An 18,919-nucleotide genomic window follows, 5' to 3' on the forward strand; every position below is an offset into this window, starting at 1 on the left:
AGGTAGCCGCGCTGATCAGCCGAGAACTCGAGAACGCACCCGCCGACCCGCCCGGACAGCAGCCGCGAGAGGACCCGACCACCAGTTTCGAGTCGGCCCAGCCCCCCAGCATCGGCAAGAGTGACCTCTCGGCGGTGTTCAACCGCCGCTCCCCCGCCACGGGACCTCACTGCGTCGATGACGTGCAACGCCTCTCCGGCGGCTTCTCGAAAGAGACGGTGCGCGCCCGCGTGTCGGACGCAACCGGCATCAGCACGGACGTCGTCGTTCGCAAGGTCATGCCCGGGCGCCGCGCAGATGGGCTGCGTCCCGAGTACGACATCGTCTCCTTTCTGGCGGCCTCCGCGGTGCCCGTACCTCGGCCCTTGTGGTTCGACGAGAGCGCCCTCGGTGGTCCTGCCTTCGCCACGACGGCCGTGCCCGGCCGGACAATCGGTAACGTCTGGGGTTGGACCGAGCCACCCTCACTGGACGTGATTCGCGACCTGGGCCGGGCGATGGGCGTGCTGCACGCGCTCGATCCCTCTGGGCTCGGGAATGCCCCACTGCCGCCGTTGCAAAGCCACCGTGATCATCTGGCGGCGATAGACGAGCGCGCCGACGTCCTCGCGGGCCTCTGGGACGACGATGATCCGTACCGCCCGGTATTCCAACGGGTTCTGGACTGGCTGCGAGTCAATGCTCCCGCGGACTGCACCGAACAGGTGCTCGTGCACGGCGATTTCGCCCTGCACAACGTGCTGGTGGCCGACAACCGCCTGACGGGGTTGCTCGACTGGGAGCGTTCGCACCTCGGCAATCCGTCGGAGGATCTCGCCTATCTCAAACCGTCGATCGACCAGGCAGGTGCTTGGGACGATTTCGTCGAGGCGTACCGTCGCGCCGGAGGCCCACCCGTGATCGTCGGCGACTTGGCCTACTTCACCGTGTGGCAGGACCTGTGGCGGGCCGTCTCCTCCTACCGAATTCGGGCGAAGTTCCTCTCTACGCCCACGCATCTCTCCGACGCGATCTCCGGCCTTCTCATGAGTCCTCGATTCCTCACGCGGGCCGCCCACGGGATGACAACCGTTCAGAAAACGTGCGAAAACGTACCCTGAGTCGAGACCTCACGGTGTCGACGCTCGCCCGCACCGGTGGGTGCGGGTCTTCCCGTGGCACTACCCGTTGCCCGTGCGATGCGGGGTCTTACCCGGGTTTCCATCCGGCTCGTTCTCCGGCGGCCCGCCACTCGGGGAGGACGCCCGGCCAACGCCGCGAGGTTGCGCGCCGCGTTGAGGTCACGGTCGAGGCTCCGCCGCAACCATCGCAAGTGAAGATGCGTTCGGACAGGCGCAGTTTGGCTTTCACTACGCCCCCACCGAACCTTCGCCCGCGCCGGCGCGTCGGTCCTCCGGCAACTGGAACAGGTCGATATCGTAGGCACTGGTCTGAGGAGAACTCAGTCCGCACGCGACGGTCGAACAGCCCAACACTCTCCGGCGAGGCCGCCACTGCGGGTGACAACTCGCGCCTCCGCGCAGCCTGCACCGCCTGTCCGCGACAGTTCGTCTCTGACGGTGGGCCTCTTCGGCCCGAAAGAGAATCAAGAGGAAAGACTCCTCGAGACATCACTCGAACCCGAACGGACACACGCTCACACTCCGGCCTGTCGCTGTCGAGGGTGCGACCGGAGTGTGAGCGCCGAGTTGCTGTCTGCTCGGCCTCGTCTACGACGACCGAGGGGACCCCGGCTGCCCGGTTGCTTGGTCGCGTCGCTCAGAGAGAGCAGACTGCGGAGGAATGTAGTTGGGGCGGAATGGAGGACGACCGAGCACCACATCGAGGAGGAAAGCAAACACCGCGAACCCCAACGCAATTGTGGCCATCCCGAGCAACTGTGTCGGCAGCCATGGGTAGTCGCCGTTGACTGCGATCCAGGACGGTAGAGCGATGAATCCGTAAACGGCCGTGACGGACAGGGGAGTGATCACGAGCATCGAGACCGATCTCCAACCACGCAGGCGCTCGCGGTATCGGTAGGCGATCGCAGCGGCCAGGAACACTCCGACCGAATTGCACGGAATCCACCACCACGGAAGCTGCGAGATGATGATGAGTGGTTGGTTGCCGTAATAGTGGTAGACACCCATGCTCAGCAAGATCTCCTCGAAGACCACCGAACTCACCGCTGCGCCGGCCCACATCAGCCAGATTGTCTTGGTGCGTGGATTGCTCTCGAGAAGCTTGTAGATGAAGATCATGAAGGCCCCGTAGCCGAACCAGCCGGCGACGATCCACCACGGCATCTCCCGTCCGAGGATGGTATAGGCGTGGTTCGAATCGCTCCACGGGAAGTACACCGCGCCGATCACATCGAAAAAGACCTCAGGTATGCAGATCATTGCGCCACTGAGTGCAAGCATGAACGGTAATAGCGATCCAGTCCTTTTGATTTCGCGAACTCCGAGACCGACCCCGATGAGTCCGAACGCCGACATGACGGTGGTGGCGATGATGTTGTTCATCGACATGTAGGGCGTGCCGTGCGGCGGTGTGGGGATCTTGAATTCTGGATCCATGGTGAAGTCCGGGCTTCCGAGCACAGGGCCCTGCCTGAGCGCGGTGATGAGGAGTGCTGCTGCGATTGCGATGGCAATCGCTGCGGCGATGATGAACTTGGCCCTCCGTGTGATTCCCGCGTCGGAGAGCCGATCCGGATCTACCGGGACAGCGGCTTGCCGTGGGGAGCTTTCCTTCGGTGGGGTGGAAACCATGACTGTGCCTCCTGCTTATTACAGCGGATCATGGACTGTGCGTCGCGATGGAGACTGGATAGTGGAATCGGCTGCGCGCGAATCGGCGTCGTGAGTCGATCCTATGACGTGGAACACAGTCGGTCTATATCTAGAATGTCGCAAAATTGACTTCTGAGGGCCGGCGAGGAGCATGCGCAGCCGATTCGGCCGCGGTTCGGTCACTGCTCTTTCCCCGTCAAGTGCGGATACCGCCCGCGCGACTTCTCTCCGGCGCTCGATCTCATGCGACCCGACACGCACGTCGATTGTCACCCTTTCCGCCGGACAGAACTGTGATCACGCCCGGTCCAACGGTGCACGCCACATTGTCGCCGCAGAGGCGTTGCGGTGCTCGATCGTGTGCATGGGCGAGCGCCAGATGTCAGCAGACGCCGGGCCGAAGCTCCCGAATGTGGCGAATGCAGTACGTCGCAGCGGTGAGGCCTTACCTGCGGGGCCCGGTGAAGGCATCCTGTTGCCAGGCCATTTCCCGGCGAAGTTGAGCGGCGATGTGCTCGCGCCCGGCAACCCGCGTCGGGTGGTGTTCGGGTAGGGACTCGATGACCGCGACCAGCGCGTTCCGCAGCCGGCGCGCATCCTCCCGCAGCATCGTGACGTCGGGATGTACCGGTACCGGCTGTGCCGCTACGGCTTCTCCCACCTTCGTCCTGACCGACCCCGGAAGCGTCGTCGTTTCCATCCCGTTCAGGAGCGCCCGCAGCTCCGCGTTGCCGTCCAGCAGCGCGGGACCCTCGTCACGCAGGCGCGCGCGGACGTGTCGCAACATCTGAGCCGCCGTGCGGCACACGCTGGCCGCGTACTCCTCGCATCCCGGCAGGATCTCGTCCTCGATTGCGGCGATCACGGACGCCAACACAGCATCGTGGTCCGGTTCGATCATGCCAATCCTTCTTTCATCAGGTTGCCGGCGAAGTGCTTCGCCATGCGAAGCTCGCTGCGAAAAGCCACCTCGGTCGCCGTCCAGACGAATCGCAACGGCGCGCGCTCCATGGCGCGCACCGTGCAGGCAACGTGCTGGGTGTAGGTGAACTGCAGGAGTCCGTAGAACTCGCGATAATAGGCAACGCGGTCGACACCGATCTCGGTGCCGGTACGTTCGGCGTAGTAGGCCAGAGCTTCCGGCAGTCCCCAGACCCGTCGACCGTCCCGGACGATCTCGGGGATCATCTCCTGGCATTGGGCGAAGTCGTACGCCGGGTCGGCGAGTGCTGCCATCTCCCAGTCGCTCATTGCAACGATCCGGCCATTGCGCCAGACCTCCTCGCCCAGGCCGTTGGTGCCTTTGCAGAGCACCACCCGGTCGCAGGTCTGGGGTGCGCGAGCGCGCAGTGATGCCATTGCCTCAGCCAGGACCGGACTGGGCTCGACACCGTAACGGGCAATCTGGTCCGAACACTGGTCCATGAGGTTGAGAGCGCAGTGCGCGGGTGAATCCGGCACGCGCAGGATCGTGTCGAAGCCCTGGCGTAGCCAATCGACGCCGTGAACCAGTGCAAGCTTGTCGAGATGTTCTTTCGAAAGCCGGATTCGCTCGGCGTCGCCCTCGGGCGAATGGTCGTCGAGTGCGGGCAGTCGCCAGTCACCGTCGACCAACTCCCGCACGTATGCCGGCCGACCGTTGGGCATCCACTCCGGGTCGTCCTCGAACCACAGCACGCGCGCGACCGGCACCCCGGTGCCCTCGAGCCGACGGTACACACCGAACTCGTCGACAAGCGAGGACGCGATGATGCTGCCGGCTTCATGATCCCGCCGCACGGCGAACCGGCGCACCGAGCGGCCGTCCATCTCGACGTCGACGGTCCAGGTCTGTCGTGAGACTCCACGCGACATCCGGTTCACATCGCGGACTCTCACTTCGGTCGGCGTGTGTGGTTCGTCGGGCAGCAACTGCTCGATTCGCTCGCGGAACCATGCTTCCACGAACTCCGAATCTGCGAGATTGCCGGTCATCGCAGCCCCAGAGGCTGGTAGGGACCGTCGAGGAACAGCTCAGTGTGTCCCGCTCCGACCCACTGCCGCCCGTCCGGGGCTGTCGTGGTGACACGGGAGAGATATTCCTTCCCGTGCAGTCCGGCCTGGACGGTGCCGTTGTACTGCACGTGGTCCAGCGGTTGCACACCGAAGTCGAATTCGTCCCACTCGACCGTGACTCCAGGACCGTGGTAGGTCCGCATCGATCCCCCGTCCTTCCAACTGCCTCCCTGGTAACCGATCGTGGAGGTCACCCACGGTGGTCCCACGGGCTCGACTTCCTGGGTCCAGGTACCGCCCTCGCTGTCGGTCAGTGTGATGGTCGCCCCGGCGAGCAGTCTGGTGCCGGGAACGACTCGCAGCTCGTGCCGGCCGGCGACAAGGGGATAGACCTCCTTGTCCCAGCCGATGCTGAAGCGGCCTTCGAACGGTGTCCCGAACGTGTCGTTCATCGGCACCTGCCGTCCCTCGGGATCCTCGTGGATGGCGTAGAACCCCGCGAGATCGCCTGCACCGAACAGGGTCCAGAAGCGGAGGGCGCGTGGAACACCTCCAGGTTCATACGGCGGCAGCCACTTCGGGGCCGCAGCGAGCGGTGGTCGGTCGAAGTAGACACCCCACGAATGGTCGCGGCTGCCGTACCAATGGGAGGGGTCGACTTCGGTTCGCTTGCCGTCGATTTCGATCCAGCCGTCGACAGCGCCCGGCTGCGCATAGCGGGACTGGTCGGTGGTCGGCCGTCCCCGGTTGGTCGCGAGGTGATGTGCCTCGAGAAAAGCGGGTGCCAGTCCGCGCCAATTGAGCTCACAGGACAGATTCGAATCGTTCTCCGCCAGCGTGATCCGCAGGTGCCGGTAGGGTTCGACCACTTCCAGCCGGAACGGTCCGACCGTTGTCTCGCACAGCTGCCGCCAGGTCCGGCTGAATCGGACGGTACGTTGGATACCGTTGTGCATCACGCCGAGATAGCCACCGACCATGTCGGTGTTGGGGTTGATCCGGAGGCCTGAGAAGCAGAACATTCGGTCTTCGGCGCTGAACGCACCGAAGAAGTAGCCGTCGTCGAACGCGTTGTCGGTATTGTCGACCACGCTCAGCGGATACGGCGTCTGATGTACCGGGAGTTCGTCATAGGGACTCAACACTGGTGTCGTTCCTTCCGTCGCTGGGACAACGTGGCGGTGGGCGTCGCGGCATTCGACATGACGCGTCGGCGCATGGATCGCGACGGGCGCGACATCGGTCCGACGGATCGTTCGAAGCTCAGTCGGCAGAGCGCGTGCGCACAGAGCGCTGCCCGGCCCCATACCCATCATGCTCTATTGCACTACTGTTTTCTACTAGACTTAAATGATCGGGTACGTACTTCGTCCTCGCGCTTCCTTCCACGATCGCGAGCTTGCCCAGGAGGGCACGTGGCACAGTTGAAGGGCACAGGGGTCTTCACCAGCGCCCGCAAGATCGGCCGCCGGGCCGGAGAAATTGCCCGCGCGGTCGAGGAACTCGGATACGACGCCATCTGGGTTGCCGATGTCCGCGGTGACCTGACCGTCCTGGGCGACCTGGTGGGCGCCACCGAACGCATCTACGCCGGAAGTGCCGTCCTGAGTATGTGGGATCTCGCAGCGAAGGACACCGCACAGGCATGGTCGGCAGCGAACGGTCGTGGTCCCGGCCGAGTGCTGGCAGGTGTCGGGGTGAGCCATTCGGTGCTTGCCGAGCGCGCCGGGCATGTCTACGACAAGCCGTTGACCCGGCTGAAAGCCTACCTCGACGAACTCGACTCGACGGCGTTCGGCATTCCGCGTGAGCACCGGCTGATCGGTGCCAACGGCCCGAAGATGCTGCAGCTCGCCAGTCAGCGAAGCGCCGGCGCCCTGACATACCTGGTCACTCCAGAGCAGACCGTCGAGCATCGGAACATACTCGGTTCCAAGGCTTTACTGATTCCGGAGGTCAAGGTCGCGCTGGCCGCGGATCGTGCGCGCAGCCGGGTTCTCGCGCGAGGGCACCTCTCCGTCTATCTCACGTTGCCGAACTATCTCCGCAACCTCGAACGAATGGGCTTCACCGCCGACGACTTCGCCGACGGTGGCAGCGATCGCCTGGTCGACGCGTTGGTGGTCGGTCCTGATGTCGAGGATGTGGTGCGCCGAATCGCGGAGCACCGGGACGCCGGTGCCGATCATGTCTGCCTGCAAGTGCTGGGACCAGGAGACTCGGTGCCACTCGACCACTGGCGCGAGCTCGCCCCGGCGGTGTGCTCCTAGGACACTCGGACCGACACCGCTCCGCCATGTACATCGCGGACCGGTGTCAGTTCAAGTGACGGTCTGCGAAAGCCCGAATCCCCTCGACAGCCTCGCTGGATCGCGTCCATGGAGAAACGATGACGCGGTCGATACCGCTGCGTCGCCACCCCTCCACATCGACCGGACCTGGATGCGCCGCCGCCGTGGTGACGAATGGTCCAGTCCTGCCCGCCTTCCTGCGCTCCTCAGTCAACCGCGCGATCGGTACGGCAACAGTCTCCGGTGTGTGATGCATTCCGATCCAACCATCGCCCCGCCTGGCGGCACGCCGCAGGGATGCCGGAGCTTCACCGCCGATATGAACGGGCGGTCGTGGACGTTGCACCGGCTTGGGTTCCAGTGCTACACAAGGAAAGTCGAAGTGCTCGCCGCTGTAGGCGAATGTATCCTCGGTCCACAGACCATCGAGAACATCGAGAGATTCGTCGAGTCGCTTCCCGCGAGTGTGAAAGTTCAGGCCCATCGCGCTCCACTCCGCACCGGACCAGCCGGCGCCGATGCCGAGTTCCACACGGCCGTCCGACACAACGTCGAGCGTCGTGATTGCACGCGCGGCGACGAACGGGTTTCGCAATGCAAGCTGATACACGTACGTGCCGAGTCGTAACCGGGAAGTCACTGCAGCCAGCGATGCCAGGTAGACCATCACGTCGTACATCGGAGTACGTTGCCGAATGGGTAACTCGCCGTCCGGGCATTCCCCGGGATCGTAGGTGTCCGGGAGCACGAGGTGGTCGGACATCCATATCGATTCGAATCCCGCGGCCTCGGCTTCGACAGCTACATCTCGCCACAGAGCAGGGTGCACGCGAAGGAGGGAGATCCCGAACCGGACGTCTGCGTGCTCATCTCGAACCATCGATCCCCACTCTCCAAGATCCGGCTTCTGTGCACGCGGTGCACCCCGCGTGCCGCCGGAACACAGCTCGAGTCGACGTGTTCCGGCGGACGCGACCGCTACGCGCCACGTCCCCTCGCCGAGGGCCCCACTCCGAGTGCGGCAGCGAGCCTGGCTCGGTGGTCGGCAGGCGCACCGAGCATCAGGTCCAGTGCCTTGGCACGCCGGAAGTAGAGATGCGCGTCGTGCTCCCAGGTGAAGCCGATGCCTCCGAAGATGTGCAGCGACTCGTCCGTGAGCCGGGTAGCAGCGTCCCCGCACATCGCCTTCGCGGCACTCGCCGCGGTGCGGAGCGCCAGCGCGCTCTGCTCGGTCGGCATGTCGAGATAGGTGTCAGCAGCGCGCACTGCCACCTCGAGCACCGATCGGGCGAGTTCGAGGTCCATCAGCAGGTTCACCAGCGAATGTTTGATCGCTTGGAACGAACCGATGGGTCGGTCGAATTGGATCCGTTCCCGTGCCCAGTTCACTGCCTCGTCGTGGCAACGTGCAGCGACCCCTACCTGCTCGGCAGCCATGCAGGTGAGTGCGATGTCCAGGCCGGGAGCCAGGAAGTCCGCGGAAGGCGCCGGCTCGGTGAGGACGGTCACCGGTGTCCCGTCGAACGCCATTCGCGCCATGCCGCGAGTGAGATCGAGTGCGGTCATAGGTGTGCGCAGGATTCCGTCGGCATCGGTCTCGACCGAGACGAGTACGACCCCGTCCGTCGCGAGCGCCGGAGCGATAACGACCTGAGCCGCCATGCCGTCGAGGACGAAGTCGGCCCGGCCGTGGAGTACCGGCCCGTCCGGCGACTCCTGTACCCGCATCTGCGGGGTGAGATCGGGCCCGGCAGGATTCGGCCACGCCACCGTGGCCGGAGTCCCCTCGGCGAGCCTGGTTTCGAGCGCTCGGACCGTGTCGCTGTCGGGCGCGATCGCGAGGAGCGCTCCGGCCATTCCCAACGTTGCCAGCGCCGGTACCGGTGTGAGGTGCGCACCGCATTCGGTTATCACATCTGCGATCTCGGCGACACCGGCCCCAGCACCACCGAGTTCCTCGGGCACCAGCAGTCCCGCAACCCCGATTTGCTGAGTGAGCGTCTTCCACAGCGAGTCGTCGGTTCCACATCCCTGTTCCTGGGAGATGAACGGGCGCGGAGAAGCTCCCGAGACCGCCGCCCGCACCGCATCGGTGAGCAGGCGGCGATCTTCGATCGTTGCGGGAGTCATGACCGCGCGCGGAGGGCAACCGGCGAGGCGCCCTCTCGGGTCGGGAGCGCAAGGGTGGCATGACCGGGCATCACGTCGCCGCCGCGCTGGTTGCGAGCGAACGTCTTCACCTTGACCGCGTGTTCACCGGAGTCGAGGACCAGTTTCTCGACAACTTCGCCACCGAGTTCGACGACGTCGGAAAGGTAGACGAAGCCGCGGTACTGCGCGTCACAGTCGATGATCCAACCGGCATCGCCGATCCAGTGGGTGAGCAATTGCGTTTGCCAGCACTGACGCTGGAAGCCCACGTCGTACTGGAAGGCAACACCCATCGCGTTGGCAGCGGCCTGATTGTAGTGCACCGCATAGATCGGCTCGGCGGAACCGAGCACAGGATCACGGAAGGTCCAGGCCGGGTGCGCGTCGTAATCCACGAGCGAAGCGGCGTGCGCCTTGAGCCGCGGGATCGGGGTTCCTCCACCGGCGATGAAGGCCACTTCGTCGGTGAGACCGATCGGCCCCTTGGTCAGGGAGTCCAGGGCGTCACCCACCTCGACGTCCTCCCAGTAGCGCGGATTCTCGCCACGAGGCTTTTCGTCGAGAATCCGCTTCTCGACGCGCTCGATTTCCTCGGCAGTCCACGGATGCGGGAGAACCAGATCCGACTTGTTGTTCGCGCTCTTGCTACGGCCACGGGCCGTGGCGCGCTCGAAGTTCATCACCTGCCAGTGGATCTCTGCAACAACCTCACCGTCCTGGTTCGTGTAGGTGTTGAGGAAGTGGTCGGTCACGGTCTTGCCTGCGAAATTGCTCGGCTTGGGACCGGTGAAACCCTCGTACTTGCAGGTGGCAGTAATCTTGTCGCCCCAGTAGACGGGCTTGTGGAACTGCGCCTGGGTGGAGCAGTGGAACGAGCCGAGGCCGGGCCAACCGAACTGGATTCCGGAGAAGCAGCCGATCACGAACGACGGCGGAGCGACGGGTGCTCCATAGTCGGATGCTGTGCCGCGGTCGGCGTCGGTCCACAGTGTATTGATGTCGCCGATGCCACCGGCGAACTTGGTGACAGCGATCCGGGTAGCCTCCTCGTTGTTGACCGAATGGTCGATGCGAAGGTTCACACCCACCTTGGCCTGCATCGACGCGATCATTTCGTCGTCGATGACGGCCTCCGGCATCAAGGCCTCGGCGTCGCGGGTTTCCTGGGTGGTCGTCACTTCTTGCCCCCTCCCGGGTTGGCGGTCCACGTGTTGCCGCCCGTCGGAAGACCGGCCTCGGCCACGGCCTTGTCGATGCCGTCCAGCGTCCAGCGTCCCTCGGTGATCAGCTTCCACTCGGGGTCCTTCTCCCACGGCTTGACACGCTGCACACGGGAACCACCGACGAGGAAGACCTCACCGGTGAGAGTCGAGGTGGGCGAGGCGAGGTAGACCACGAACGGTGAGACGTTGGCGGGGTTCCAGCGATCGAACTCGCCTTCCTTGGCTGCCAGCGCGTCTCCGAAGGCTCCTTCGGTCAGCCGGGTGCGGGCCTGGGGCAGAATCGCATTGACGCGGACACCGTAGCGTCCGAGTTCCTTGGAGGCGACCTGTGTCAGCGAGGCGACCGCGGCCTTGGCAGCGGCATAGTTCGCCTGGCCGGGATTGCCGAAGACGCCGGATTCGCTGGAGGTGTTGACGACCGCTGCAGAGATGTCCTTGCCGGCCTTGCTCTGCTCACGCCAGTAGTTGCCTGCTGCCCTGGTCATCAGGAAGGTGCCGCGAAGGTTGACCCGGACAACGAGGTCCCAGTCCTCGGGAGAGATGTTGACCAGCACCCGGTCGCGGAGAATGCCCGCGTTGTTGACCAGCCCGTGCAGGTCACCGAACGTCTCGAGGGCCTGCGCCACGATGCGCGCCGCGCCCTCCTCGTCGGCAACGTCGTCGCCGTTCGCGACAGCGTTGCCTCCGGCGTCACGAATTTCCTGGGCGACTTCTTCGGCAGGGCCGGCTGCGGCGCCGCTGCCGTCCTGGGCGCCTCCGAGGTCGTTGACGACGACGTTCGCACCCTCCTGCGCGAAGAGGAGCGCATGCTCACGTCCGATACCGCGACCGGCGCCGGTGACGATGACGGTCTTTCCGTCCAGATGTCCCATCAGAATTCCTTGTCTCCAGTGTCTTTGGCGACCGCCGCAGGGCGGGCCATACTTTCCTTGGGCAAACCCAGCACCCGGTTGGCGATGGTGTCGCGATGAATCTCGTCGGTTCCGCCGCCGATGCGCATGCCCGGCACCCCCAGCACGAATTCGGACCAGGCGAAGGTCCGGTGATCGCCATTGTCGGCAATGAGCCGGGGGCCCAGGGCGAGGGCGACGAGGTCGCTGAGGGCGCTCAGGTTTGCGGTCAGCGCGAGCTTGCCCAGCGACATTTCCGGGCCCGGCACGCCGTTGGCCCTGAGGTTCGCGTCTGCGCGTGCTCGCATCGCCTTTGCGGCGGTGACGCCGCAGTAGACCTTGGCGAAGGCCTGGGCGACGGCATCGTCGTCGGCCCGGTCGATGTCGTGCAACCACTGGGCGAGGTCGTCCATGCGGAACACACCGCTACCTCCGCTGGAGGAGCCGCCGATGGCGCCGCGCTCATGCATGAGCATTGCCATGGCGACCTTCCAGCCACCGTCGACCTCACCGAGTCGGTCGGTGTCCGGGACACGGACGTCGACGAGGAAGACCTCGTTGAAGTCGGCGCCACCAGTCATTTGACGCAGGGGGCGGACCTCGACGCCGGGCGCGTGCATGTCCACCGCGAATACAGTCAGGTTTCGATGACGGGACCCGTTCGACGTACGGGTCAGTGCAATACCGACGTCGGAATAGTGGGCGCCGGACGTCCACACCTTCTGCCCGTTGAGGACCCATTCGTCACCGTCGCGGACGGCGCGCGTCTGTACCGCGGCGAGGTCGGATCCGGCTGCCGGCTCACTGAAGAGCTGGCAACCGATCGCGTCCGCACGGCGCAGTGCACGAAGCCAGCGCTGTTTGGTCTCCGGCGATCCGAACTGGGCGACGGTCGGCGCAACCATGCCCAGGCTCACCGAGAGCGGCGCCTTGGAAGGGATCGCAAAGCCACGCTCGAGGCCGGCGAACGCCTTTTCGTACGACACCGGATAACCGGCGCCGCCGTCCTCCACCGGCCCGCTGATCCAGCCGTAGCCGGCGTCGTACAGGGCACGCTGGTACTCCACGGCGGCCTGCACCTCGTCGGAGGAGGAACCGGAGAAGAGGGCGATTCGATCGGCCTTTTCGAGAGTCGGCTCTGCAGCACGGTCGACGTTCCGATCCGAGCGAGCGGCGACGAGTCCTTCCAGAAATTTCCTTGCCTGACCGAGGAATTCATCCCTGGTCAACTTGTGGTCGTTGGTGTCCACATCCACCTCCTCACATTAACTCTAGTGAATGAATATCTAGATCTAGAGTACTTGGCGGAGCAGTTGGCCGCCAGTACCGTCGAGAGATCCCGCCGGATCCATCGGCTACTTCCTGGATCGAGGGGTTACAGCGCCTCGAGAAGTTCTTTCCTCAACCGTGCCGCGTCACTGTCTTCGGGGTGAGCGGTCACCCAATCACCGAGCGGGTCGACAAGGGCGACAACGGATCCCGCCAGTTCTTCGAAGCACGATTGGTGAGCGGCCAGGCGATCGTGTCCGGGAAGCGCAGCAGCCACGTCGGGGATGACAGTGCTGCGCGCAGGATCGGCGACGCGCCAGGCCTGGATTTCCTCCAGCACGCCGGCCAGAGCACGGTTTCGCGAGGCCAGCGTGAAACCGAAGTCATCCCAGTCCATCTGAGCGAGAACCGCCCGTACTTCCTCGAGCCGTGAGCGAGCATGACCTGAGGTCAGCTCGGGCTCGATGGACTCCTTGAGGATGCGGCGGATTCCCGCAATGATCTCCGAGGGGAGCGGTCTCATCGTTTCGCCTCCATGCCGGTCCGGTGGCGACCCACCTGTCCCGTGTCCGCGAGTGCGTGGCGGGCCACATGGTCTGCCGGAGCTGCGGGACGATCGGTGTCACCGAGACAAAAGTTCCGAATGCCGGCGAGCGCGATGATCGCGAGCCGGAAGCTCGCCATCACCTGCCAGAAGTGCAGCCGGCCGGACTCGACCTGCCCCGTTCCCATCGCTGTGACGTAGCAGGACAGAAAGTCCTCCACCTGCCAGCGACCCGGAAGGAAATGCTCACGAGAGTAGATCGAGCACGTGTACCATCCCAGATCGTCGACCGGATCGCCGAGGTGCGCCAACTCCCAGTCCAGCAGAGTTTCGAGACGACCTTCGTGTACCAGCACGTTGGCCGGCCGGAAGTCCCCGTGAACCAGTACGAGCCGCTCCGGCGGCGGGGGGATGTGATCGCGCAGCCACCGGGCGACGAAACGGAGCGCGGGTTGAGGCTCCAACTCGACCTTGTCCAGTTCCGTCTCCCAGCGCTCGAGCTCGGCCTCGGCCGGGTTCTTGCCGGGATTCGGGAGAATCCGGTCCAGACCCAGTGTTTCGACATCGACTCGGTGAACCTGCGCGATCAACTCGGCGAGCCGACCGGCGAGCCGCAGGCGGGCATGCTCACCGAGATCGAGGGGATCGGTGTCACGCAGAACTCCTCGATGGGCGGCCCCACTGCGCCGCTCGACGATCATCGACGGGCGATCGAACACCGCGCCGTCATCGATCCAGTGCACCTTCGCTACCGGAACATCGGTCGTACCAAGTACTCTCAGCAATTCGAATTCTGCGTCCCGAGCGGTGTCCACCACCCCGGAAGCAGGTTCGCGGCGCAAGAGCAGCGGCGTCACCTGCCTGGCACCACCCCGGTCCCAGCTCAGATCGAAGGACCAATTCTCCTGTGAACTCCCACCTCCGAGCCGCAGCGGCTCGGTAACCTCGAGGTCCGCGTGGTCCGGAAGTCGTTCCGTGAGAAACCCCTGCAGGGTCGCGCGCAGCGTGCTCATGGCTGCCTCGCGGGGGGCAATGCCTCTTCGTAACGCCCATAGCCCGGCAGGACCATGTATTCGATGATTCCGTAACCGACGGCCCCGTCGTGGGTGACCTCGACGAGGTGGTCGCTGCCGGCCTTGGCGAATCGGTAGAAATTGGCGGTATCGGTGAGATCCCACTCGTCGTGCTCGGACGTCAGGTCCCCACGCCAGTGACCCTGCATCCAGCCGTTCCAGCCCTCGTAGCCGCCACCACGCAGGTGTGCTCGTCCCTTCAGTGCGCGAATACCGAGATCGATACGGTCACCGCCGTGCAACAGGAGCGAAAGCTGCCCCCCTGCCAGTGTCGGGGCTGCAGCCCCCTCGACCCATTGCAGATCGTGCTCGACGCCGACGATCGCCGGGAATTCCTTGCCGGAGCCGACGGGCGGGACGATGCCGGCACTGAGGTGCACCGGCTGTCCGGGTGCGGACTCCTGCAGATAGAGGTGGACGGCGAAGTCCGGCAGCTGCAGCGGCGCGAATGCCAGCATCCTCCATTCCGGGCGATTACCGGGCGGCTGGCCCTCGGCGCGGGGAAGCGGGCGGGTCCCCCACGAATGGTCCCGCTCGGCCCACCACCGGTCAGGATCGAGTTCTATCACCCCCTCGGGGGTGGTGAGGGTGCCGCGAGCGCGCCCGTGTTGAACGTATCGGATGGCGTCGTACGTCACCCGTGCCCGACTGACCTGGAAAAATCGGCCCTCGAGCAACGGCTCCATCGTGGCATCGAAGGTGATGTCGAAACTGATCCCTGTGTCGTTCTCGTCCAAGAGGAACCGCAACTCGCGAAGCGGCTCGACGATTACGCACGAAAGAGGTCCGACGCTCATCTCGGCGTCGGGCAGCAGTGTCCGCGACAACCGGAGGTTGCGCTGGGTACCGTTGTGCGACAGGCACACAAAGGCCTCGAAAACATCTTGATTGGGATATTTCCCCATCCCGAGGGTGAGCACGGTGTCGCCCCCCTGCGTGTCCTGGAAACTCACCCAGTAGCGCTCCCGCCACGATGGGTCGCTGGTAGCGACCATCGCGTGCGGTAGCGAGGTCTGATGGGTGAAGTACTCGTCCGCTGCGCTCAGGTGCATGATCGGCCTCCTGCCCGCGATGCGAGGAACGTCTCGCGGATCGCCTTCTTGTTCAGCTTCTCCCCCGCCAATGTCGGCAGGGGCTGGTCGTCGATTCGCCACAGTGTGGGCACCTCGAAGTAGGCCAACCTGGTACGGCAGTGCTCGGTGAGTTCCTCGGCGCCGACCGCCGCGCCGGGGCGGTGCATCACTGCCGCCACCAACTCCTCGCCGAGATCCTCGTGGGGCACTCCGAAAACCGCTGCCTCGACGATATCCGGATGATCCAACAGCGCCTTCTCGACATGTACGCAGGCGATGTTCTCCCCACCCCGGATCACAATGTCCTTGCTGCGGCCGTCGAGGAAGAGATACCCCTCCTCGTTGATGTGCCCGAGGTCGCCGGTACGCAGCCAGCCGTCCTCACTGATGGTGCCGTCGTCCAGACCGAGATAGCCGAGCATCACCGTTGGAGAACGCACCAGAATTTCACCGGACCCCTTCTCGTCGGGACCGTCGATTCGCAGTTCGACGCACGGGTACGGACGCCCGACAGTTCCGGGATACTTCTCCAGATCGGCATTGCCGGCCACGGTGACGAACCCGCCGGACTCGGTCATCCCCCACGTGTTGGCCAAGCCACGCTTCCGGAGTTGAGGAAGTTTGCGAGTCATCCGCTCGAGCAGCGTCGACGGCAACGGCGCACCGCCGAGCGGAAACGAGCGCATCGTGGACAGGTCGTAGGAATCGAAGTCGGGATGCTCGAGCACCCGTGTCGCCATCGTGGGCACACCACCCCAGTTCTGCACGCCCTCGTCTTGGATGAGGCCGAGAATTTCTCCGGCGTCGAACTTCCCACGGGTCAGCACAAGCCGGCCACCGGTGATCAGGTTCGTGAGGATGTTCGACACACCTCCGATATGGAACAGCGGCGTACACACCAAACTGACCGACTGCGGTGCGTCGTCATCGAGCAGGTGGGGCAGTCGTCGAGAGCGTGCAAGCAGGTTGTGCTGGTTGACGATGACCGAACGGTGCGAGAGCTCTACGGCTTTCGGCGCCCCCGAGCTGCCGGAGGTGAACAGAATCAATGCCGGCGCGTCGATCTCTTCCGTCGGGTATGCCTCCGGCGTGGGACCCCGTCGTTCGTACGCCGCGGCCAGGCCCGCGATGTCGACCGCCCGTCGTGCCGAGATCAGCTCGGGCATGTCACTGACCACTACCGACGGCTCGGTCAGGGACAGGGCATGGTCCAGTTCGGTATTGCTCCACCACCGGTTCGCGTAGACCGGTACGGCACCGAGCCACCAGGTAGCCCACGTCGCCAACATGAACTCCGGTGAGTTGTAGGCCAGCAGCATCACCCGATCGCCCGGACCGACGCCCTGCGCTGCAAGCAGAGCAGCCGCCTCCGGGATCGCGGCCACGAATTCGTCATGTTTGATTCGCCGGTCGCCCTGGACGACGTAGTCACGCCCTGTCCAACGACCGGTGTGATCCAGCATCGCGACAATCGAGCCGGGAGAGGTTTCGTACAGCAGGCCGCGGTGGCCGGCGTACTCCCCTTCGACAACTTCAGTGCCCCACTGCACGATATCTTCATCCAGGGTCTGGCTCAGGCGCCGGTCCATCGTCCCTCCCGCTTCTCTCGGAATGCGCTGACCGCCTCCAGGGCGTCCGCACTCCTGTTGCTCAGTGCTTCCAGGTAGAAACTCGTGTCGAGCACGGCGTCGGTCCGTGCGGCGAGCACGCGATTGAGGCTGCGTTTCGTCAGCTGCACCGCTACCGGCGGTAGTGATGCCACCCGGCGCCCCAACTCGAAGGCGAGTTCCCGTGCGGCCGCATTGTCCTCGGCCAGGTCCGACACCAGACCCAGTTCGTAGGCCTGTTGCCCCGTTACCGGCTCGCCCCACAACAGCTGCCGTTTGGCTCGGGCCAGTCCGGCACTCAGCGGCCAGGCGACGCACCCGCCGTCACCTGCCACCAGGCCCATATGGACGTGGGGATCCGACAGCACGGCGTCGGGTGTGGCTACGACGGCGTCAGCCGTGAGCACCAGGCTCGTGGCCACGCCGAAGCAACTGCCATGCAGGGCAACTACGACCGGCTTCGGGAAGTCCGTGAAGGCCCGGAAAAGCCGGCGACCGTCGTCGACCCCGCGCATCAACGTGTTGAGGTCCTCATGACCGGCCACGATCGTGTCCAGATCACCACCGGCAGAGAAGTGACGGCCCGTCGAGGTCATCACGACCGCCCGGATCTCCGTGTCACGGGCTAGATCGACCAGGATCCCGGGCAATTCGTTGATCAGATCGTCGTCGAACGCATTGAGAGTGTCGGGCCGGTTCAGCCTGAGTTCGGCGACGTGGCCCGTCCGTTCCACGAGGACGGTTCTGTAGTCGGTCATGACTCTCCCCGTGGTCACAGACGCTCGATGATCGTCGCGGTCGCCATGCCACCACCGGTGCACATTGTCACCAGGCCCGTGGTGAGATCACGCCGCTCGAGTTCGTCGAGCACCGTCTGGATCAGGATCGCTCCTGTTGCACCGATGGGGTGCCCGAGTGCAATCGCGCCGCCGTTGACGTTGACCTTGTCTTCCTCGATGCGGAGGTCACGCATGACCTTCAGGGGCACTGCGGCGAAGGCTTCGTTGATCTCCCACAAGTCGATGTCCTCGACTCTCATCCCGACCTTGGCGAGGCACATTTCCGAGGCCGGTCCGGGAGCGGTGAGCATGATCACCGGCTCGGCACCGGCCACGGCGGTGCTCACGATTCGAGCCCTCGGTCGCAGTCCGTGAGCACGGGCATAGTCGTCCGAAGCCACCAGTATCGCGGCGGCACCGTCCACGACACCCGACGAGTTTCCTGCGTGATGTACGTGCCGGATCTCGGATACCTGCGGGTACGTGGCGAGGGCCATGTCGTCGTACGACCTGCCGTCGGGATCGCGGGGCTTGGCACCCGATCGGGCGAACGAAGGTGGTAGTGCCGCCAGCGAATCCGAGGTCGTACCAGCACGGGGATGTTCGTCGACCTTCAACAGCACCTCGCCGTTGTCACCGAGAACCGGCACCACGCTGCGGTCGAACCGGCCCTCGGCGATCGCATGCGCTGCCGCTTGCTGGCTGCGTACCGCGAAGCTGTCCACCGTGTCCCGATCGAAGCCCTCGAGGGTAGCGATGAGATCTGCCGAGATACCCTGCGGAACAAGAGGATATCTCTCACGCAGTTGCGGGTTTCCGCCGTCGAGCGGTGCACCGTACGAGTGCCGCGACATCGATTCGACACCGCCTGCAACAACCACGTCCTGCCATCCGGACCGCACTCCCATGGCAGCCACGGTGACCGCCTGCTGTCCACCACCGCAGAACCGGTTGAGAGTGAGTCCGGGGACCGTGACCGGCCATCCGGCCGTAAGCACCGCCGACCGTGCGATGTCGTTGGCGTGTTCCCCGGCATGCTCCCCGTTGCCCGCGACGACATCCTCGACATCGGCAGGGTCGACACCGCTGCGCTCGGTCAGAGCATTCAAGACACCGGCGAACAGTTCCTGCGGGTGTACGCCGTGCAGTGCGCCGGACGGCTTACCTTTGCCGCGGGGCGTTCGAACACCGTCGATGATCCATGCTTCGCGCATGCGCACCTTCCCTGGTTTCAATTAGTCGAATAC

Annotated in this window: 17 protein-coding genes; 2 read left to right on the plus strand and 15 right to left on the minus strand. The window is 64.8% G+C overall.

The features are described from left to right. Window positions 1-1,100 (plus strand): phosphotransferase family protein (locus tag I0Q12_RS08290; RefSeq protein WP_197251476.1); only part of this gene is annotated, 1,100 nt, incomplete at its 5' end. Between the two features lie 609 nt (window positions 1,101-1,709). Here the strand turns inward: I0Q12_RS08290 and I0Q12_RS08295 are convergent. From I0Q12_RS08295 to I0Q12_RS08310, 4 genes are all read right to left on the minus strand, one after another. Continuing rightward, on the minus strand, window positions 1,710-2,756 hold the full coding sequence (locus tag I0Q12_RS08295; protein ID WP_231610273.1) for a hypothetical protein: 1,047 nt from the start codon (window positions 2,754-2,756) through the stop codon (window positions 1,710-1,712). A gap of 466 nt (window positions 2,757-3,222) precedes the next feature. After that, window positions 3,223-3,678, minus strand: a complete 456-nt coding sequence (locus I0Q12_RS08300) for a hypothetical protein (protein ID WP_197251477.1) — start codon at window positions 3,676-3,678, stop codon at window positions 3,223-3,225. Continuing rightward, the gene (locus I0Q12_RS08305) at window positions 3,675-4,751 is read right to left on the minus strand and encodes a phosphotransferase family protein (protein WP_197251478.1); all 1,077 of its coding nucleotides are present in this window, start codon (window positions 4,749-4,751) and stop codon (window positions 3,675-3,677) included. Before I0Q12_RS08305 ends, I0Q12_RS08300 begins: the two co-directional genes overlap by 4 nt. Continuing rightward, on the minus strand, window positions 4,748-5,917 hold the full coding sequence (locus I0Q12_RS08310) for a hypothetical protein (protein WP_197251479.1): 1,170 nt from the start codon (window positions 5,915-5,917) through the stop codon (window positions 4,748-4,750). The genes I0Q12_RS08305 and I0Q12_RS08310 overlap by 4 nt, the downstream gene beginning before the upstream one ends. Before the next feature lie 270 nt (window positions 5,918-6,187). Here I0Q12_RS08310 and I0Q12_RS08315 point away from each other — a divergent pair, with 270 nt between their 5' ends. Then, on the plus strand, window positions 6,188-7,042 hold the full coding sequence (locus I0Q12_RS08315) for a TIGR03620 family F420-dependent LLM class oxidoreductase (protein ID WP_197251480.1): 855 nt from the start codon (window positions 6,188-6,190) through the stop codon (window positions 7,040-7,042). A 46-nt stretch (window positions 7,043-7,088) separates the two neighbouring features. Here I0Q12_RS08315 and I0Q12_RS08320 read toward each other — a convergent pair whose 3' ends face one another. The 11 genes from I0Q12_RS08320 to I0Q12_RS08370 all read right to left on the minus strand — a co-directional run bounded on the left by I0Q12_RS08320 (window position 7,089) and on the right by I0Q12_RS08370 (window position 18,886). Beyond that, window positions 7,089-7,943: a TIGR03619 family F420-dependent LLM class oxidoreductase gene (locus tag I0Q12_RS08320; RefSeq protein WP_231610274.1), complete on the minus strand. Its 855-nt coding sequence runs from the start codon at window positions 7,941-7,943 to the stop codon at window positions 7,089-7,091. Window positions 7,944-8,041: 98 nt separating this feature from the next. Further along, window positions 8,042-9,193, minus strand: a complete 1,152-nt coding sequence (locus tag I0Q12_RS08325) for an acyl-CoA dehydrogenase family protein (RefSeq protein WP_197251481.1) — start codon at window positions 9,191-9,193, stop codon at window positions 8,042-8,044. Next, window positions 9,190-10,392: a MaoC family dehydratase N-terminal domain-containing protein gene (locus I0Q12_RS08330; RefSeq protein ID WP_307846115.1), complete on the minus strand. Its 1,203-nt coding sequence runs from the start codon at window positions 10,390-10,392 to the stop codon at window positions 9,190-9,192. Before I0Q12_RS08330 ends, I0Q12_RS08325 begins: the two co-directional genes overlap by 4 nt. Continuing rightward, window positions 10,389-11,309 carry an SDR family oxidoreductase gene (locus I0Q12_RS08335; RefSeq protein ID WP_197251482.1) on the minus strand — a complete coding sequence of 307 codons (921 nt, stop codon included), beginning with the start codon at window positions 11,307-11,309 and terminating at the stop codon, window positions 10,389-10,391. Before I0Q12_RS08335 ends, I0Q12_RS08330 begins: the two co-directional genes overlap by 4 nt. Further along, window positions 11,309-12,577, minus strand: coding sequence for an acyl-CoA dehydrogenase family protein (locus tag I0Q12_RS08340; protein ID WP_197251483.1), 1,269 nt, complete (start codon window positions 12,575-12,577; stop codon window positions 11,309-11,311). Before I0Q12_RS08340 ends, I0Q12_RS08335 begins: the two co-directional genes overlap by 1 nt. Window positions 12,578-12,702: 125 nt before the next feature. After that, a complete protein-coding gene (locus tag I0Q12_RS08345; protein WP_197251484.1) occupies window positions 12,703-13,119 on the minus strand; it encodes a hypothetical protein in 417 nt (138 codons plus the stop codon). Continuing rightward, window positions 13,116-14,153: a phosphotransferase family protein gene (locus tag I0Q12_RS08350; protein WP_197251485.1), complete on the minus strand. Its 1,038-nt coding sequence runs from the start codon at window positions 14,151-14,153 to the stop codon at window positions 13,116-13,118. The genes I0Q12_RS08345 and I0Q12_RS08350 overlap by 4 nt, the downstream gene beginning before the upstream one ends. Then, window positions 14,150-15,265 (minus strand): hypothetical protein, encoded by a 1,116-nt coding sequence (locus I0Q12_RS08355; protein ID WP_197251486.1) that lies wholly within the window; start codon window positions 15,263-15,265, stop codon window positions 14,150-14,152. The genes I0Q12_RS08350 and I0Q12_RS08355 overlap by 4 nt, the downstream gene beginning before the upstream one ends. Next, window positions 15,256-16,875 (minus strand): class I adenylate-forming enzyme family protein, encoded by a 1,620-nt coding sequence (locus I0Q12_RS08360; RefSeq protein WP_197251487.1) that lies wholly within the window; start codon window positions 16,873-16,875, stop codon window positions 15,256-15,258. The genes I0Q12_RS08355 and I0Q12_RS08360 overlap by 10 nt, the downstream gene beginning before the upstream one ends. Then, window positions 16,860-17,651, minus strand: coding sequence for an enoyl-CoA hydratase/isomerase family protein (locus I0Q12_RS08365; protein ID WP_197251488.1), 792 nt, complete (start codon window positions 17,649-17,651; stop codon window positions 16,860-16,862). Before I0Q12_RS08365 ends, I0Q12_RS08360 begins: the two co-directional genes overlap by 16 nt. A 14-nt stretch (window positions 17,652-17,665) precedes the next feature. Next, window positions 17,666-18,886 carry an acetyl-CoA C-acetyltransferase gene (locus I0Q12_RS08370; RefSeq protein ID WP_197251489.1) on the minus strand — a complete coding sequence of 407 codons (1,221 nt, stop codon included), beginning with the start codon at window positions 18,884-18,886 and terminating at the stop codon, window positions 17,666-17,668. Between the last annotated feature and the right edge of the window lie 33 nt (window positions 18,887-18,919).

Origin of the sequence: Rhodococcus sp. CX (assembly GCF_015865005.1) — a bacterium.
GTDB lineage: Bacteria > Actinomycetota > Actinomycetes > Mycobacteriales > Mycobacteriaceae > Rhodococcus.